The organism is Dysgonomonas sp. UBA7710, assembly GCF_002482385.1.
Classification (GTDB): Bacteria; Bacteroidota; Bacteroidia; order Bacteroidales; family Dysgonomonadaceae; genus Dysgonomonas.
The window spans coordinates 1-19605 of sequence record NZ_DLFW01000024.1; the positions used below are offsets into that span (position 1 = coordinate 1).

Genomic DNA, 19605 nt, shown 5'->3' on the forward strand with positions numbered 1-19605 from the left:
ATAGCCCGTTCGTCACTTTCAGCCGGCAAACCGATTGTGACTCCCTCTCCCTTTGGAGAGGGCGGGGGGTGAGGTCGAACGAAGCGCTAGCCTTTTGGTTCGTTTTGGGCAATGCCAAAATGAACATTCAAGCGAAACGAAGTGTAGCAGAAAATAATAGAACAATTTTATACTACCCCCCGCTCGTGCAGACGTCCCGTCTGTGTGTTGCGTAGCAAACATCTTTAAGACACGGACTTCCAGCCCGTATACTCAGACAGAAGGCAAAAAAACAACATGGAGTATAGCATTAGATACTTTTGCCATACTCCATGTTATTTACATTTATTGGTTATTCAAATTCGTAGTCAAATTTAAATATTCCTGCACAGGTATCAGCCGGACATTTATCCGGCCTTTTCTCTCCAATCGGATTTCACAATCCGCCTCTTATTCTGCTATACACCGTACTGAACGTCCCTGTGAACGATCCATATTGGAATATGGGGTAATGCTGAAGTTTTCAGGGTTTAAGTGTCCGAAAGTCATACCATATGAGCAGATGTCATATCGGTTGTGTATGTTGATTGTGCTTGGTTGAGATATAGTACTAGTCCAGTAGCGGCCAGTACTGTCCACGCTCAAAGTACCACGGGTATCCCGGCCGCCGGCGGCAGGCAAATATAAAGAAGGAGCGATTGTGTATCCATTTTGAAACCTGCTGGCATTATCTCTTATTTCGGTACCGGAATATATACCCGAGACGGAATTCCATTGCCCCATGCTCGGCACTTTCCATCCGGCAGGACACGGGTCGTTGGCCGCTTTCGGCATTATACTGTTTTGAGTGCCATCTCCCCAGCGAGTAACGTTTTCTCCGCCCGAACGCCAGTCATATGGAGTACTGGTCGAAGTTATATAAAACGCATGGTTGGGTGTATTTGTCGTTGCCAATGTACTTGTCGTTCCGCTGGCTCTAAGCTGGTGCCCGTCTTTCCGCCTGCCCCATTGGTATAGGTCACCCTTAATATCATTGCCTACATTATCGCCGTTCGATTTCCATGTAAAAGGATCGAGGTTCTCGTCAGCGCCTAAGTTATGGCACATGAATTTCAGCCAGGCGCCGGAGGTTGTTTTGGCGCCGCATCCCCAGGCTACTTCAATATTTGCTGTTGTTGCCTCACAGCCGGAAGCATCACGAACGATACACCGATACTGGTATAGCCCCAGATAGTTATAGGCGGCCTGACCGGTTCCGGGACTACCCGGAGTGTAGCTGGCGGATGTTGCTCCGTTTATATCTCTATAACCGGCGTCTTCCAGTTTCTTGCTCTGCCACTTATAGGTTAATCCTGTCCCTGTTCCTGTAACACTGAGCGTAGGAATGGTATTTGCTACAAATTTATCGTTGCTTATATCATTGTCTTGCCCGGTTGTATAGACCACCACCTCACTGTTGGTTGATATTGAGACACTAAAGTCTGCTGCGGATTTGATTTTCGCCGTCACCGCCGTACGTGTGGGCGATGTTATATTCGTAGTCGTGTTACGTGCTTCCGCATAGTAAGTGGTGGTCGCGTTTATTGTTGGGGTAGTGAATGTTGTCTTTCCTGTACCGTTTGCCAATGGTGAGCCACCTGTAGCGTTGGCATACCAGTCCGCGGTTTCGCCCGGGCCTACTGTCACCGACAGGTTGGCCGTACCCGATGGCCCGCAGAAATCGACGTCTGCACCTGATTTAGGTGCCGCAGGAAGGTTATTAACTGTGATCGTACCCGACGTTCGTACATTAGAGCAAGGCGATGTCGCCGTGGCGATCACCGTATAGCCGGTGGTGGAAGCTATCTGTCCGTTGATGGTTACAGTCTTGGCGGTTGTATTAATTGTATAGTTAGCAGGCGTCAGACCTGTGACCGTTGCTCCGGTAGCACTTCCGCCATAGGTATAAACAATAGGTGTTATGCTGCTCCCCAAAGCGATGGTTTGACTGGCATCGCCTTTGCCGGTATCCCTGATTAGTGTAGCCGGAGCAAGCAATGTGGCCGTCACCGCCGTACGTGTAGCCGATCTTATATTCGTAGTTGTGTTGCGTGCTTCCGCATAGTAAGTGGTGGTCGCGTTTATTGTTGGGGTAGTGAATGTTGTCGTACCGTTTGCCAATGGTGAGCCACCTGCAGGGTTGGCATACCAGTCCGCGGTTTCGCCCGGACCTACTGTCACCGACAGGTTGGCCGTACCCGATGGCCCGCAGAAGTCGGCGTCTCCAAATAATTTAGGTGGCGCAGGAAGGTGATCGAGCACACCCGACATTTGTACATCAGAGCAAGGCGATATCGCCGTGGCGGTCACCATATAGATGGTGGTGGAAGCGATCTGTCCGTAGATGGTTACAGTATTGGCAGTTGCATCAATTGTATAGTTAGCAGGCATCAGGCCTGTGACCATTACTCCGGTCGCACCTCCGCCATAGGTGTAAACAATAGGAGTTATGCTGTTCCCGGCAATGATGGTTTGGCTGGCATTGCCTTTGCCGGTATCCCTGATTAGTGTAGCCGGAGCAACCAATGTGGCCGTTACGGGTGTACGTGTGGGAGACTTCGCGCCGGTAATAGTATTACGTGTTTCCGCATAGTAAATAGTAGTAGATGATACTGTAGGTGTGGTAAAGGTTGTCGTTCCCGTACCGTTTGGCAATGGTGAGCCACCTGTAGCGTTGGCATACCAGTCCGCAGTTTCGTCTGTGCCTGCTGTCACCGACAGGTTGGCCGTACCTGATGGCCCGCAGAAACTGCCGTTCACAGGGGCAGAAGGAGGAGAAACCGGCGCGCAGGGTTCTCCCAACTTTATCCACTCCGTACCCGTCCAGACATATACACCGGGGCAATAGCCCACATTGTAAACAGTCAGTCCTATGTGAGTAGATTTATCCGGTTCTGCATCGGTTACATCAGTTATTACAGGACTACCGGACGGGCCTCCCGTAAGCTTTGTCAGGACGGTCAGATTTACCCGGGGCAGATTCAACCCTTTGGTCGCGGTTACGTCTCCGTTAGAATCTTTTTCTTTCAGGTCCAATAAAGCCCCTTTAACAGGCTCAAGCCCCGCGCCTATCGTCACCTGCCCGTGCAGTTGCGAAGTCGTAAGGCATAAAGCGCCTGTGATTGTTAATAGTTGTAAAGTTCTTTTAATGTTCATAATCTATTAGTATGTTAGTTTCATAGGTCTTTGCAATGAAGAAACAGAATACATCACATATTGAATATGTGGTAAATAAAAACTATAAAACCATATTGCAAATCCCTAAAAACGGAACTTTCTTTTTCTTAGGGAAAAAATGATTAGATACAATTATTATTTTACCCGGCAAAAGTATATTAAAATGCACTGTATATAAATAGTGATTTATCACCGTTTTTTTATCAAAATTTGACAACCAACGGTCAACCCCCGCTGGCGCGGACTTCCAGTTACGAGTCTTGTTGACAGGGCAAAATGTTTGCTACGCAACACACAGACGGGACGTCTGCGCGAGCGGGGGATTGCGCGTAGTAGAAAAAATAGAACAATTTTATACTACAATAATCGCTTTAACGACTGATTAGCACCAATAAGCAGATACAAAAAAACAGAGTCACAAATTCTCACTTGCAACTCTGTAATTATAATGTATAGTATTTATTCCTTATTTTCCCTGTAATAATACTTCCACAGCTTTTTCCAATTGGCTGTCCTTTCCCTGTAAAGTGGAAGCAGGATCATTATATATTTCAATATCCGGCTGCAATTCCTGATTTTCCAGATATTGCCCGCGCATATCTTTCACTGCTACCTGCGGAATACCGAAAACAATACCCGGATCGATCTGCGATTCCCACCATACTGCGGTCATCGTTCCGGGAACAGGCGTTCCTATCAGTTTACCTACTTTCAGTTCTTTATACAGCCACGGGAATCCGTGAGCATTCGAATAATTATCTTCACACATCAATACGGCTGACGGTTTAGTCCATTTATTATACGGATCACTGCCTATATATTGCCCGCGAGGCTCGAAACGCTGATATTCTTTTCCACTGAGGAGAGTAACCAGATCGTCGTGCAACCAGCCGCCCCCGTTATGCCGTGTATCTATCACTACGGCATCTTTGTTGCGACAGCGGCCCAGTAATTCAGAATATACTTCCCTGAAACTGTCGCTATTCATGCCACGCACATGTACATAACCGATTCTTCCGTTCGATAGTTTATCTACCATCTGGCGGCGTTGTTCTACCCACCGCTTATAGAGCAGGTTGTTTTGTTCCCCGTACGAAACAGGTTTTACCCATTCTTCTATCTCACTACCCGATTCGGATGTTTTAAATGTAAGCAGCACCTTTTTTCCGGCTTTTCCTACCAGCAAAGGATAATAATCCTGTCCCTTCACTATCGGCTTGCCGTCTATCTTCAATATAATTGTCCCCTCTCCTATTTTCGTATTCGCATTGGTTAACGGTCCCTGATTAATGATTTCCTTAATCTTGATACCATCTCCAAGATAGGCTTCATCGAAGAATGCCCCCAGAGAAGCCGTAGGCATCGGAGAACCCTGTCCGGAACTTCGTGCCCCGGTATGAGACCCATTTAGTTCTCCCAGCATTTCCGACAACATTTCAGCAAAATCATTATTATTATTGATATGAGGAAGAAAACGTTCATAAGCAGCTTTATATCCATCCCAATCCACACCATGAAGATCTGTTACATAAAACTTGTCTTTGACCTGCTTCCATGCATGGTTGAAAATATAGCTGCGTTCCTCTTCGGGCTGATATTCAAACTGCGCGTTGATTTTAATAGGAGTCACGGTTCCGTTTTCCATATCTATTTTCTTCAACTGGCCGCCTCCCAGCAACAGGATATTCTTTCCGATGCTGTCTGTGTTCAGTTCGCCGGCTCCTGCTTCTTTTACCAATATCTTCGAAGATTTATCTTTCAGGTCATAAACCCACAGATCATAGCCTTTTTCGAATCGGGTCAGGTAATAAAGCTTATCGCCTTTTTTATTGAGCATGGCATCTGCCAGAGACGAAGAATTCGGCGTCAGGCGGATAACCCAGTCCCGTCTGTTATCCAGATTGAATTTCAGAGGTTTGACTTCTTTATCTTTCTTGTCATCCTTTTTATCATCCTTCTTTCCCTTGCTGTCTTTCTTATCCTTATCTTTTCCCTCTTCTTTTTTCTTATCTTTCTTTTCCAACTCTTCTTGCAAAGCAAGTTCTTCTTTGCTCATCCTGAACTTGTCATATGCTTCCCCGTCGAAGAACATAATATATGCATCCATGTATGCACCCCAACTGCCATGACTGCGATATCCAGCCCTGTCTGAGAACCAAATCATAGCCTTTCCGTCCTGCACAAAGCGTGGATTAGCATCACTATAGCCGCTCTCTGTCAGATTGGTAAGCTCTCCGCTGCCGTCCGCTTTCACCAAAGCGGCATCCGTACTGTTCCAGCCTCCTATACCTATATACTGGGTCAAAAGCCATTTACTGTCCGGTGCCCACCTGAACCACTGGTCTCCATCGGCGTACGAATAATTGAACTTACCATCCAGTACTGTGCGTATTTCTTTACTGGCCAGATTTAACACCCGCAAAGTCGTGCGATCTTCGAGATATGCTATCTCCTTTCCATCTGGCGAATATAATGGCTGAAAAGAGGCCAAAGTGGAATTTGTCAGTTGTTCTTCTTTAAAATCCTTTGCATAAACAAACGATTCGTCTTCTTTGTGTGTGAGTGTAGACTGATATACATTCCACAATCCGTTTCGCTCGGCAGCATACAGCACTGAACGTCCGTCCGGACTAAAAGATACATTGCGTTCCTGTTCGGGTGTATTGGTTATTCGTCTTGTTGTACCATATTCTACTGAAGCAACAAATACGTCGCCGCGTATCACAAAGGCAACTTCCTTTCCACTCGGAGAAACTGCCATTTCTCTTGCTCCCGTAGAGAAATTGATATATTTCAATTTATTTTCCTGGTTATCGGTAGCAATCTGAATGTTCACCTTTTGAGGCTGTTGTCCCTCATTCATCGTATATATTTCACCATCATACGAGAAACAAAGCTTTCCCTGCTTACTTGATGAAAGAAAGCGTACCGGATGTTTCTCCAGACTCGTAAGTTTTGCCGGTGCAGATACGTTCAAACCGCTTTTATAAATATTAAACGAGCCGCTTTGCTCACTCAGGTAATAAAAGTTTTGTCCGTCCGCAGCCCAAACCGGATTACGGTCTTCTCCCCTGAAAGTAGTCAGTTTCTTATATGTTCTCTCACCACTCAAATCGCATAACCACAAATCGCGTGTTATAGACGATTGGTGATGTTTACGCCACGGGTCTTCGTATCCTTTCCTGTCATGGTAAAGAATCTTTGTCCCGCTGGGGTCTATAGATAAATCTTCCATTGTCAGTGATGAGAATAGAGACGGACGCCCTCCCGACGTGCTAATCTCATAAATCTGGGCAAAAAGTCCTGACGGAAACTCTCCGTCTTTCACATCCTGTATGATACTGGCCGAATAAAGCAATCGGTCATTATCGCGGAAAGCGACGGGGTATTCACCCGCGGAGTGTGTAGTCAGACGCTTGGGCGCACCCCCTTCGGCCGGCACGAGGTACACATCAAGACTGCCCTCCCTGTCGGAAGCAAAGGCAATACTTTTACTATCTGGCGACCATACTGGGCGGGTATCGTATCCGGGATGAGTTGTAATCTGCATGGCACGACCTCCGGTAACAGGTACTTTATAGATATCTCCCTTATAACAAAACGCAATATGATTACCATCGGGCGATATAGCGCAATACCGTAGCCACAAAGGAGTCTCCTGCGCTTTCAGTCCAACTATGAAAAAGAGGAAAAAAGCAATGAATAAAAGTTTTCTCATAATATTTTAATTAAATAAGTAATAATAAGCATTTAATATTGTAGCGGTCCACTATGTCCAATAGATATTATCATAGTATTGAAACAAAATAAAAAGAACACCAAACCTGAATATCCTATATTTTAACGTATCAAATATAGCTAGTATATAGCTATATGACGAAAGAAAAATGAAAATGTTACAAAAATTTGTTCGTGATAGGATAAAAATAAAAAGAGTCTCTAAGAAAGACATTTTTTCGGAGTAAAGCATTTTTACCCAAAATCGGACATTTGTTATATTTATTGCAACGGTTGTAATTTTTAGAATATGTACATTTGCTACAAATACAATATCTGTTATTCTGGTCGCAGACCTGTCTTTCTCTTTAGTATCTGTAATAAAAACACCCGGTTACGGTTAAATAATGTGCCATTAAATACTTTCTTTTACATATATTATCCCATGAAAAATTTAGTCTTAGCTACAATATTTATATTCCTTTCTTTCACAATAAATATATCTGCAAGCGATTATTACTTCTCTATAATCGACGGTAATACGGGGTTATCCCAAAACAATGTAAAATCCATTTATCAGGATAGTCACGGATTTATGTGGTTTGGCACACGGAACCGTCTCAACCGTTACGACGGAGTTTCCATTAAAGTATATAACTGCTATGATCATATAACTAAAAAAGGGAATAATAATATCAGTGCAATATTTGAAAGCCAGGACAGAAAACTATGGCTGGGAACAGATAAGGGTGTCTTCATATTCGATCCTGTAACAGAAAGGTTCAATTCTTTTGATTTAACAACACCACAGGGAGCAGGTATCGATGAATGGGTCGCAGACATACAGCAGGATCAGAATAATAATATCTGGATCGTAGTACCCAATCAGGGTGTATTCAGATATGAACTCACCACCGGAAAATTATATTTGTATACGGTTGTGAAAGAATTTAAGCCCAGCATAAGCAATCCGCAATGTATTGCCATAGAAAAAAACGGAAGAGTATGGATCGGTTCTAACGGGTCCGGGGTATTTCTATATAATGATTCCGATGATACTTTTACCCAGTATCTGGGTAATGGAGTTAATAATGTAACCCTTGCCGGGAAAAACATATATACGATTTGCCATGATAATGATGATATTATTATCGGTATACACGAAGAAAAGTTATTAAAACTCGACAAACGCCGGAACGTACTGAAAGATATGAATATACCCGACGTGAACTATAAAATAATCAGGCATGTGACCACGATCAATGACGGGGAAATATGGGTAGGTACACAAGCCGGCCTATACATTATCAACGAAAAACTGCAAACTGTAGACCATGTGAAAGAAGATCCTCTGAACAGCCATTCCCTTTCCGACAATATAGTGGAAAAGATATATAAGGACAAGGAGGGTGGCATATGGGTAGGAACTAACTTCGGCGGAGTGAATTATCTTCCGAACAGGAATAATAAATTCGAGAAATATTTCCCTACCAGCGAATCCGGCTCTCTCAACTCGAAACGGATACGGGAAATAAAAGAAGATAAAAACGGAACTATATGGATAGGGACTGAAGATGCAGGCGTCTCCATATTCAATCCGGAAATACAAAAATTCAGACCGGTAAATAATCTTTCTTACAATAAGACCCTGGCTTTATTGGTTCAGGAATCAAGAACATGGGTTGGTTTCTTTAAAAACGGACTGGATATAATCCACCGCCCGTCAAATAATGTACAACATTACTCCCACCTCGATATGGGACTGAATGAAGAAAGTATATACGCCCTGTGTGAAGACCGCAATGGCAGAATATGGCTGGGCAATGCCTGGGGCGTATTTGTTGCTGACAAGGGAAGTATGAAATTCAGGCATATGACGGATTTTGGCCTCTGCTACATATACGACATTATGGAGGATTCGGATGGCTATATATGGATCGCTACAATGGGTAACGGGGTTTTCCAATATGACCCAAAACAAGATATTATTATCCGTCACAAAGCAGAAGGAGAGAACAAATTAAGTTCCAATTCGGTAAGCAGCATAACTGAAGATCATTTGGGCCAAATCTGGTTTTCTACCGACCGGGGTGGTATCTGTGTCTACAATAAGAAAGACAAAAGATTTACATCTTACTCGATAAAAGAAGGATTACCCGACGACGTTGCATATAAAATATTGGAAGACAAGCATTATAACCTCTGGTTTGGAACTAATTCGGGGCTGGTATGCTTTAATCCTGAAACGAAGGAAATAAGAATCTTCACCCAGAATGAGGGATTATTATCCAACCAGTTCAATTATAAGTCGGGGCTGGTAAGTAATTCGGGTAAACTCTACTTTGGATGTATGGAGGGAATGATCGCATTCAAGCCGGAAGAATTTAAAACAAACAATTTTATTCCTCCCGTATATATTACCAAGCTCTCGGTATTCAATAAGGAAGTAGACTCTAACATGAAAGGTTCACCGCTGAAAAAGAGCATTTTATATACCGATAAGGTAGAATTATCATACAACCAGTCCAATATCATCCTCGACTTCGTATCGCTCAGTTATACTGCGCCCCAAGCCAATATGTATGCATACAAAATGGAGAATATAGATACAGAATGGATTTATACTAAGAATAATCACAGCGCATCTTACGCCAAACTTCCTCCGGGTAAATATATATTCAAAGTCAAAGGTACAAACAACGACGGCCTGTGGAATGAAGAAGGTGCTTCACTGGAAATTGTGATACTACCACCGTGGTGGGCCTCAAATATTGCCTATCTCGTATATTTCATACTATTCATAACCTTGTTATATTTTTCCATGAGATTTTCTCTGAAGAAATATCAGAAAAGAAATAACGAAAAGCAGAAGCTGTTTGAAATAGAAAAAGAAAGGGAACTTTATGAAGCCAAAGTCGATTTTTTCACTGATATAGCCCATGAGATACGAACTCCTGTCACTCTCATCAACGGCCCTCTGGAATCTATTATAGAAATGGACATTCCGAATGAATCAGTTAAACGAAACCTTACAATTATCGAGCAGAACACCAAGCAATTACTCAACCTTATCAATCAATTACTGGATTTTAGAAAAGTAGATAGCAATAAGTTCCTGCTGAGTTTCAGAAATACAGATATAACCTTGTTATTAAACGAAATACTGTCTCGCTTTGATGAACAATTTTCTTCAGCTAAAAAATCGATCAACATACAACTATCGGACAATAACCCTGTTTTTGCATCGGTAGACAGAGAAGGATTAACTAAAATATTAACCAATCTATTGTCAAATGCTTTCAAGTATTCAGACTCATCAATAGATATTTCCCTCTCCAGTGACAAAACATATTTCACTTTTCAGATATCAAATGACGGAACGTTAATTCCTGAAGAATTAAAAGAGAAGATATTTGAACCGTTCTTCCAACTAAAAACTATTTTCCGTGAAACCTCCGGCTCCGGAATCGGTCTCTCTCTTGCACGCTCTCTGGCAGAGCTTCATGATGGGTATTTATTCTATAGTTCGCAATCGGGAATGAATACATTTATATTAAAAATACCTCTGCATCAGAAATCCGGGATAGAAGACAAATTACCTCCGGAACCGGAATCTCAATCAGACTATATTATAGAGCATGAAACAACCGCGACCAGGAAAAGATATGTAGAATCGGTCTTAGTTGTTGAAGACAATACGGATATGCTCAATTTCATTGCCGATAAACTGGATGAACAATACATTGTGGAACGGGCGAAAAACGGGGTGGAAGCTCAAAAGATATTAAAGGTAAAAAGTATCGACATTGTAATCAGCGACGTAATGATGCCGGAAATGGACGGATTCGGGTTATGCGAATTTATAAAATCCGATATAGAATACAGCCATATAATTGTCATTCTGCTTACGGCTAAGAACGACCTGCAAAGCAAAATCAAAGGTCTTGAAATAGGTGCCGACGCCTATGTAGAGAAACCATTTTCATTCCAATACCTGCAAACTCTGTTGACTTCCCTGATGAACAACAGGAAGCGGGAGATAGAGCTATTCCTGAAAAAGCCATTCCTGCCTATTCACCAATCAAACATGAATAAGGCCGATGAAGAATTCCTGAATAAAGTGATAGAAATCATTAATGATAATATAACAGATGCCGATTTCAATGTTGAAGGCTTAGCCGACCGTATCCATATGAGCCGCTCGAGCCTCCACCGGAAAATCAAAGCGACGATAGATACTACTCCTACCGATTTTATCCGGCTGGTCCGCTTACAAAAAGCAGCTCAACTGATTCAGGAAGGGAAATACAGAATAAATGAAATTTGTTATCTTATTGGAATAAACTCTCCATCCTATTTTATCAAATTATTTCAGAATCAATATGGTATGACTCCAAAAGAGTTTGAAAAGCAAAGCAGACAGTAGAATCTCCATAAATATAAAAATAAAGGCTGTCCTACTTTTGATGACAGCCTTCTTAAAAATATATAATGTTATGCCGGTTTGCTATTTTGAGCTTTACGCGCTTCTTTGATTATCTCCTGCTTTTCCTTTCGGAAATTCTGACGTAAATCGGCAATTTTTTGTTTCTGGGCATCAGGAGCAATACGGCTCAACTCTACAGCTTTCTTCTCTTTTTCAAAGTTTTCACGTAATGACTTCAATTTAGTCTTGCTTGCTTCATCAAGTTTGGCCATCCCTCTCCTTCCATTAAATGCAAAACGACGGTCTTTATTAAAATCTTTTCTGAATTCCTTCAGTTTGCTTTGCTGTTCGGGAGTATATACTTTATTCAATTCCTCACGATGTTGTTTAGCCAGTTCTCTCGACTTTGTCTTAAAGTCTTCATTCAATGCTTTGATTTTTTGTTTCTGATCGTCTGTCAGATTTAGATCCTTCATGCGGTTGACTCTTCTGTCTGCTCTCATGTCCTTGTTGCGTCCATCTTTTTTGCCACGCATGCTCAACTCCTTGCCTCCTTTTTTCATGTCTCTGTTTCCTCTCTTAGCTATGAGTTCTTTCATTTTGGTCTGTTGGTCGGGAGTCAGTATATTATTTACTGCCGTTTGATGTTGTGCCCTCAATTCCTTTGCTTTTGCCTGCTTATCCTCTTTCGACAAATCGGACTTAGCTTTTAGCTCTGCCATTTTAGCCTTAAAGTCTTTATTGGTAGATTCCACTTTTGCTTTCTGTTCTGCAGTCAGATTCAATTCTTTCTGAAAATCCGCCCTACGTTTCCCGTCTTTTTTTTCTCCCTGCGCACTAACCGATGCTGTAAGGGAAATAGATGCTATTATAGCCAATGATAAAAGTAATCTTTTCATAATCTTTATTTTAAATGTTTTATAGTGCTTAGATACAATTAGAAAGCCGGGGTTTAATTTATACTTATTATTTAACTTTTCATCACATTTTGAATACATATTATACTCTCCTTGCAGACAGGACTTTGGGGAGTTTAGGAGTTTAAAAACTTTACAAAGTTTACACTTTTTCCTGTTTTTTCACTTGTTATTTTTTTTGGTCTCACAGGATTTCTCCCGCTGTATCTCAGTGTCATCATTTTTTATTTTCACCTGTTATATTTTTGCATTCATTAACTATATAATGTTAAAACCTGACACTTCTGACAGTTTTTCAGTAAGCAGTTAGCAGTTAACAACTCGTATCTTGTCTACTCGTATCTTCCCCAAAAGGCAGGGCTGTTAAGTTCTCCACTGTGTTCTGTTATTTTCTGCTGTCATCCTGAGTGTAACGAAGGATCTCGACCCTGAAAAACGAGATGTTTGCCTCGCCTTCGCTTCGGCGATTTTGACTCCGTCGATTTTCAATTCAATTCACTTCGTTCAACATGACACAGAGGGTATAAGAAATCAGAACTTAACAGCCCTGCCCCAAAAGGTAACAAAAGTAACACTATTTACAGTCAACAGTTATCAGTCATCAGTCAACAACTTGCATCTCGTATCTCATATAACTTTCAGCCGGCTAAAGACTATCAGCTATATACATAGATAAAGTTTTTTCAAAAAGATTAAATTTCATGCATTTACCCTAAGCTTGCAATGTCCGATAATTAAAAGTTGATATTTCTTTTGTATATTTGCACTCTAATTTGGGATAGTGTTTCTATCCCGGTTTGAAGAGGATTAAAAAGAATCAAATTATATAGATGAATAAAATACGGAATTTTTGCATTATAGCACATATCGACCATGGTAAGAGTACGCTTGCGGACAGGCTTCTGGAATACACTCGCACTGTCGAGGGAAAAGATATGCAGGCGCAGGTACTCGACAATATGGATTTGGAACGTGAACGCGGTATCACGATCAAAAGCCATGCCATCCAGATGGAATACACATATAAAGACGAAAAATATATCCTCAACCTGATAGATACTCCCGGACACGTCGACTTTTCATACGAAGTATCGCGTTCCATAGCGGCTTGCGAAGGTGCGTTGCTTATCGTAGATGCCGCACAGGGCATACAGGCGCAGACCATTTCCAACCTGTACATGGCTATAGAAAATGATCTGGAGATTATACCGATTCTGAATAAAATAGACCTGCCCAGCGCAATGCCGGACGAGGTGGAAGACCAGATTATAGAATTACTTGGCGTAAAGCGTGAAGAAATAATCCGTGCCAGCGGAAAAACCGGAGAAGGGGTATATGATATAATCGATGCCATCATCGAACGTATTCCTGCGCCGAAAGGAGATCCGGAAGCGCCGTTGCAGGCCCTGATCTTCGACTCGGTATTCAACTCTTTCCGTGGTATTATCGCATATTTTAAAGTGGTAAACGGTACAATCCGTAAAGGAGATTTGGTTAAATTCTTCGCCACCGGCAAAGAATACGACGCTGATGAAGTCGGAGTCCTGAAACTGGAAATGTCGCCCCGCAATGAAGTGACATGCGGAGACGTCGGCTATATCATATCCGGTATTAAAACATCGAAAGAGGTAAAAGTGGGTGATACCATTACTCATGTCAAGAACCCGTGTAAAGAGGCTATCGACGGATTCGAAGAAGTGAAGCCGATGGTATTTGCCGGAGTATATCCCATCGAAAGTGAAGACTTTGAAGATTTGCGCGCTTCACTCGAAAAACTTCAGTTGAATGATGCCTCCCTTACTTTCCAGCCTGAATCATCGGTTGCTCTCGGCTTTGGCTTCCGTTGCGGATTCCTCGGGCTGCTGCATATGGAAATCATACAGGAGCGTCTTGACAGGGAATTCAATATGGATGTAATAACCACCGTGCCGAACGTATCCTACATTGTACACGATAAAAAAGGAAATACGAAAGAGGTGCACAATCCGGCAGGATTGCCCGACCAGACATTGATCGACTATATAGAAGAGCCTTATATACGCGCCTCCGTAATTACAAACACGACTTATATAGGCCCTATTATGACATTGTGCCTCGGTAAACGTGGTATCTTACTGAAACAGGATTACATATCGGGCGACCGTGTGGAAATCACTTACGATATACCTCTGGGCGAAATTGTAATCGACTTCTATGATAAACTGAAAAGCATATCGAAAGGCTATGCTTCGTTCGACTATCATATGCATGATTACCGCGAAGCGAAACTTGCCAAACTGGATATCCTGCTTAACGGCGAATCGGTGGATGCCTTATCTACACTTACTCATGTGGATAACGCCGTAACGTTCGGACGCCGCATGTGCGAAAAACTGAAAGAACTGATTCCCCGCCAGCAATTCGACATTGCCATACAGGCGGCTATCGGCGCTAAGATTATAGCCCGTGAGACAATAAAGGCCGTTCGTAAGGATGTAACTGCCAAATGTTATGGCGGTGATATTTCCCGTAAGCGTAAATTGCTGGAGAAACAGAAAGAAGGTAAGAAACGCATGAAGCAGGTGGGTAATGTGGAAGTGCCTCAGAAGGCATTCCTTGCAGTATTAAAACTGGATTAAGAGCATAATAATGAGTGATTTCAAAGAAATAAACATAAAAGACTTCTCCCCAAACCCATTTGAAATAAAAGACAAATGGATGCTGATTTCCGCTGCCAAACCCGATGGTTCGGTAAATACAATGACTGCCAGTTGGGGCAGTTTCGGCATCATGTGGAACAAAGAAGTGGTTTTTGTTGTTATACGTCCTCAGCGTTTTACAAGGGAATTCATAGAGAGTTCAGAATCATTGTCGCTGACATTCTTCGACGACAGCTATAAAAAAGCTCTTGCTTATCTGGGAAAAGCATCGGGAAGAGATGAGGACAAAATAGCAAAAGCAGGACTATCCGTTGTTATGGACAATGAAGTACCTTACTTCGAAGAAGCAGAAAAGGTAATCTTTGCAAAGAAACTTTTCGTACAGCGTATCGAAGAAGCGGCTTTCCTTGATAAAAAGATAATAGACAGATGGTATCCCGAAAAAGATTTCCATTATTTATATATTGCCGAAATAACTAAAGTTTTGGAAAAATGAAACAAGAGGAAGTAGTCTTAGATAAATTCTCTGTTGTTGGCATCTCCGTAAGGACTACCAATCAGGATTACAAGTCACAGGATGATATCGCCAAATTGTGGGAAATATTCCTGAGAAACGGCTATTTGGAGTCGATGCCGAAGGTATCGGATGATATCTATTGTATCTACACCGATTACGAGAGTGATTATACAGGTGAATACACCACTGTACTGGGCTATAAGGTCGCGGACGCCGGAAGCATCCCTACCAACCTGAGCCTGACTATCAAAGAGATACCTTCCTGCAAATATTATAAATATATATCCGAAGGTGAGTTGCCATATGCCGTTGGTAAAACATGGGCACACATCTGGCAATCGGATATAGACAGACGATACCTGGCTGATTTTGACGTATATGGTAAGGAAGCAAAAGATCCTGCCAATGCTAAAATCACCACATTTTTATCCATTAAATAATTTATCACTTTACAAGAAAGAATGAGAAAATGGCGCATCGAAGACTCATCCGAGCTGTATAACATCCCGGGATGGGGAATTAATTACTTTTCTGTCAACGAGAAAGGTAACGTTGTCGTAACTCCTCGTAAAGACGGAGTGGCTGTTGATTTAAAAGAACTGATGGACGAATTGCAACTTCGCGATGTATCGGCTCCCGTACTGATTCGTTTTCCCGATATTCTGGATAACAGGATTGAAAAGATATCGACGTGTTTCAAGCTGGCTGCGGAAGAATACGAATACAAGGCGCAGAACCATATCATCTATCCCATCAAGGTAAATCAAATGCGCCCTGTGGTCGAGGAACTTATCAGCCATGGTAAAAAATTCAATATCGGCCTCGAAGCCGGTTCTAAACCGGAACTCCATGCCGTTATCGCCATCAATACCGACTCTGACTCGCTGATTATATGTAACGGATATAAAGACGAAAGCTATATTGAACTGGCCCTGTTGGCGCAGAAAATGGGCAAGCGCATCTTTATAGTTGTTGAAAAGCTGAACGAACTGACTCTCATTACCAAGGTTGCCAAACGATTAAAAATAAGGCCGAATATCGGCATCCGCATTAAACTGGCCAGTTCCGGCAGCGGCAAATGGGAAGAATCGGGAGGTGACGGCAGCAAATTCGGATTGAATTCGAGTGAATTACTTGAAGCTCTTGCCTACCTTGAGAAAAATAATATGCAGGAATCCCTTCGCCTGATTCATTTCCATATCGGTAGCCAGATCACAAAAATCCGCCGTATCAAGACAGCTCTGCGAGAAGCCGCCCAATTCTATGTGCAATTGCATTCAATGGGCTTCAAAGTAGAATTTGTAGATATCGGTGGCGGACTTGGTGTAGACTATGACGGCACACGTTCATCATACAACGAAAGCAGCGTCAACTATTCCATACAGGAGTATGTGAATGACTCTATCGCCACAATGGTAGATGCCGCAAACAAGAACGATATCCCCCACCCTAATATCATTACCGAATCGGGACGTTCACTTACCGCACATCACTCTATACTGGTGTTCGAAGTTCTGGAAACGGCTACTTTGCCCGAATGGGACGAAGACGAAGAGTTGTCGGACGATGACCACGAACTGGTTCGCGAACTCTACCAGATATGGGACGACCTCAGCCAGTCACGCATGCTGGAAGCATGGCACGATGCCCAGCAAATCCGTGAAGAGGCGCTGGACTTATTCAGTCTGGGACTGCTTACTCTGAAAACAAGGGCGCAGGTCGAACGCTTATACTTCTCCATTGCCCGCGAAATATTCCATATCGCAGGGCGGTCGAAGCATGCGCCGGAAGAATTGAAGCAATTATCGAAACTGTTGCCGGATAAGTACTTCTGTAACTTCTCTTTATTCCAGTCGTTACCCGATTCATGGGCGATAGACCAGGTATTTCCTATTATACCTATTCACCGTCTGGATGAAAAGCCCGAACGTACAGCCACATTACAGGATGTAACCTGTGACTCGGACGGCAAGATCGATAATTTCATCTCTAACGGCAACCAGTCTTCTTATCTGCCCGTACATACAAAGAAAAAGAACGAACCGTATTATCTGGGCGTATTCCTTGTAGGTGCGTATCAGGAAATACTGGGAGACCTTCATAATCTGTTCGGCGACACCAATGCCGTACATATATCGGTAGACGAAGGAGGCTATAAGATAGAGCAAATGATAGACGGCGAAACTGTGGCCGAAGTCCTCGACTATGCTCAGTACAATGCCAAGAAACTTGTACGCACGGTGGAAACATGGGTTACCAGCTGTGTGAAGCAAGGTTCCATAACAGTGGAAGAAGGGAAGGAATTCCTGTCCAACTATCGCTCAGGTCTCTACGGATACACATATTTGGAATAAGCAATTTTTATTATATTCCCTCTCCATCAGTATGTGGAGGGGGATTGTTTTTTAAACCGAAACTATGAAAAGATATTTATCAATTCTTTTACTACTCATTACTGTATTATTTAATGGCTGTGCCGTATACGAAAATATATATTTTCAGGAAGACGGAAGTGTAAAATATAATATGTCTATCGACGCCAGTGAAATATTATCCATGACATCGGATATGAACATGAATATGGCTGACAAAATACCGGCAGACAGTGTCATTTATCTGTCCGACATCATTAAAGATACGCTGAATATCACAGATGATATGAAAGAAGACATGATAAATATTGCTCCGTTAGCTATCAGAATGCAGAATGATGTGGCAAACAAGAAACTTGGGATCTCCTTGTCGGGCACTTTCAAGGATGCCGGGGCTTTCAATAAGGCTTTCGTTTCTATGAAAAAACTGGAAGATAAGATTAAATCGAGAGATGATGAAGCACAAGCCCTGAGCCAAAACCTTTCTATTGATAAACTATATAACCTAACGTCACTTACATGGGATGGTTCGGTTATGACAAGAACGGTAGAACCAAATAACGATATAGAGCCGGAAAGTGAGATGGATAATCTACTGAAAGGCAATAATCCGTTCGGCATGTTTTTAGAAAAAGGAAAGATGGTCGTTAAGTATCACTTTCCTAAGAAAATAGAAAAGATAAGCAATCCGGATGCTGTATTCTCCCAAGATGGGAAAACAGCCATAATTGAATATAGCGGCTCCATCTTTTCCAAACCTACAAACGAGTTTTCGGTAGAGATAACAACAGAGAAATAAAACACGGGCTGCAACCTTTCCGGCAGATATTCCTTTACTTACTTATTTTTTGGGATAGAATATGGGTAAACATAAAATCAGACATAAGAAGACTTGTTTAAACTGCGGAGCTTTTGTAGAAACTCATTATTGCCCTAAATGCGGGCAGGAGAACAGTGAAAGCCGCCAGTCTTTTCACCATCTGTTTACTCATTTCGTATTCGACTTTATTCATTACGACAGTTCTTTCTGGAGAACGGTTAAGTACCTGTTTCTGTCCCCGGGAAAACTTTCGATAGAATATATGAACGGCAAACGGAAATCTTATGTCAATCCGTTTACCCTTTATATATTCATCAGCTTTATCACGTTTTTTATACCATCTGTTTTACCGGATGCCTCCAAAAGCAATAAAAATATATTAGTGGAAGCCGAAGTGGATGAAGCAATGAAACTGAGAGACAGCCTTATCGCCACCGATACGCAAGGTAAACTTACAGCAGAGAAAATAGATGCTAAATACAAGGCTCTGCCTCAGGAAAAACAGTTCTTGTCCCCTGACGGCATAATGTATAAAACAGGGCTTGCAATAGTAGAAAACTCCAAGGATAAACAAAAAAACAAAGAGGCGATTGAATTTCTAATCCACAATATGCCAAAGGTTTTATTTATCTATATGCCTATATTTGCCTTCTGGCTGTGGTTGTTTCATAATAAAAGAAAACGCTTCTATTTCGATAGTGGTGTCTTTACCCTCCATTTCTTTTCTGTAGTATTGTTATCTATTACTATTTGCAACATTTTCACCTGCCTTTTTGACTGGATAGGTACAGAATGGCCCACAGGCCTGCTATGGACATTTATGATCTTTTATATCACGTTCTATTTCTTCAGGGGATGTCGCCGTTTCTATGACGAAAACAGGTTTATATCCAATCTGAAATCAGGAATTCTGGTTCTGATAAACAGCTTCATGATTATATTGATAACCACCCTGTATGCTATTCTGGGAATCTATATGGTTTTTGTTCATCACCACTAAGA

General features: G+C 42.2%; 10 protein-coding genes. 7 read left to right on the forward strand and 3 right to left on the reverse strand.

Annotation, left to right across the window (positions count from 1 at the left end; genetic code table 11):
* Positions 1-429 precede the first annotated feature (429 nt).
* Entirely contained in the window at positions 430-3174 is a 2745-nt protein-coding gene (locus B3317_RS07865) for a hypothetical protein (protein WP_291110377.1), read from the reverse strand.
* 487 nt (positions 3175-3661) lie between these two features.
* Positions 3662-6913, reverse strand: coding sequence for a S41 family peptidase (locus B3317_RS07870; protein WP_291110379.1), 3252 nt, complete (start codon positions 6911-6913; stop codon positions 3662-3664).
* Between the two features lie 444 nt (positions 6914-7357).
* Between B3317_RS07870 and B3317_RS07875 the strand changes: the two genes are divergently transcribed.
* Positions 7358-11338, forward strand: coding sequence for a hybrid sensor histidine kinase/response regulator transcription factor (locus tag B3317_RS07875; RefSeq protein WP_291110381.1), 3981 nt, complete (start codon positions 7358-7360; stop codon positions 11336-11338).
* A 68-nt stretch (positions 11339-11406) separates the two neighbouring features.
* Here B3317_RS07875 and B3317_RS07880 read toward each other — a convergent pair whose 3' ends face one another.
* A complete protein-coding gene (locus B3317_RS07880) occupies positions 11407-12237 on the reverse strand; it encodes a Spy/CpxP family protein refolding chaperone (protein ID WP_291110383.1) in 831 nt (276 codons plus the stop codon).
* 848 nt (positions 12238-13085) lie between these two features.
* Between B3317_RS07880 and lepA the strand changes: the two genes are divergently transcribed.
* The 6 genes from lepA (at position 13086) to B3317_RS07910 (ending at position 19603) form a co-directional block, all read left to right on the forward strand.
* Positions 13086-14873: a translation elongation factor 4 gene (gene lepA / locus B3317_RS07885; RefSeq protein WP_291110385.1), complete on the forward strand. Its 1788-nt coding sequence runs from the start codon at positions 13086-13088 to the stop codon at positions 14871-14873.
* Positions 14874-14883: 10 nt separating this feature from the next.
* Complete coding sequence (locus B3317_RS07890) at positions 14884-15390, forward strand: flavin reductase family protein (RefSeq protein WP_291110387.1); 507 nt, start codon at positions 14884-14886, stop codon at positions 15388-15390.
* A complete protein-coding gene (locus B3317_RS07895) occupies positions 15387-15851 on the forward strand; it encodes a GyrI-like domain-containing protein (RefSeq protein ID WP_291110389.1) in 465 nt (154 codons plus the stop codon). The genes B3317_RS07890 and B3317_RS07895 overlap by 4 nt, the downstream gene beginning before the upstream one ends.
* Before the next feature lie 21 nt (positions 15852-15872).
* Positions 15873-17765 (forward strand): biosynthetic arginine decarboxylase, encoded by a 1893-nt coding sequence (speA, locus tag B3317_RS07900; protein ID WP_291110391.1) that lies wholly within the window; start codon positions 15873-15875, stop codon positions 17763-17765.
* Positions 17766-17829: 64 nt separating this feature from the next.
* On the forward strand, positions 17830-18582 hold the full coding sequence (locus B3317_RS07905; protein ID WP_291110393.1) for a hypothetical protein: 753 nt from the start codon (positions 17830-17832) through the stop codon (positions 18580-18582).
* 61 nt (positions 18583-18643) lie between these two features.
* Positions 18644-19603: a DUF3667 domain-containing protein gene (locus tag B3317_RS07910; RefSeq protein ID WP_291110395.1), complete on the forward strand. Its 960-nt coding sequence runs from the start codon at positions 18644-18646 to the stop codon at positions 19601-19603.
* Positions 19604-19605 lie beyond the last annotated feature (2 nt).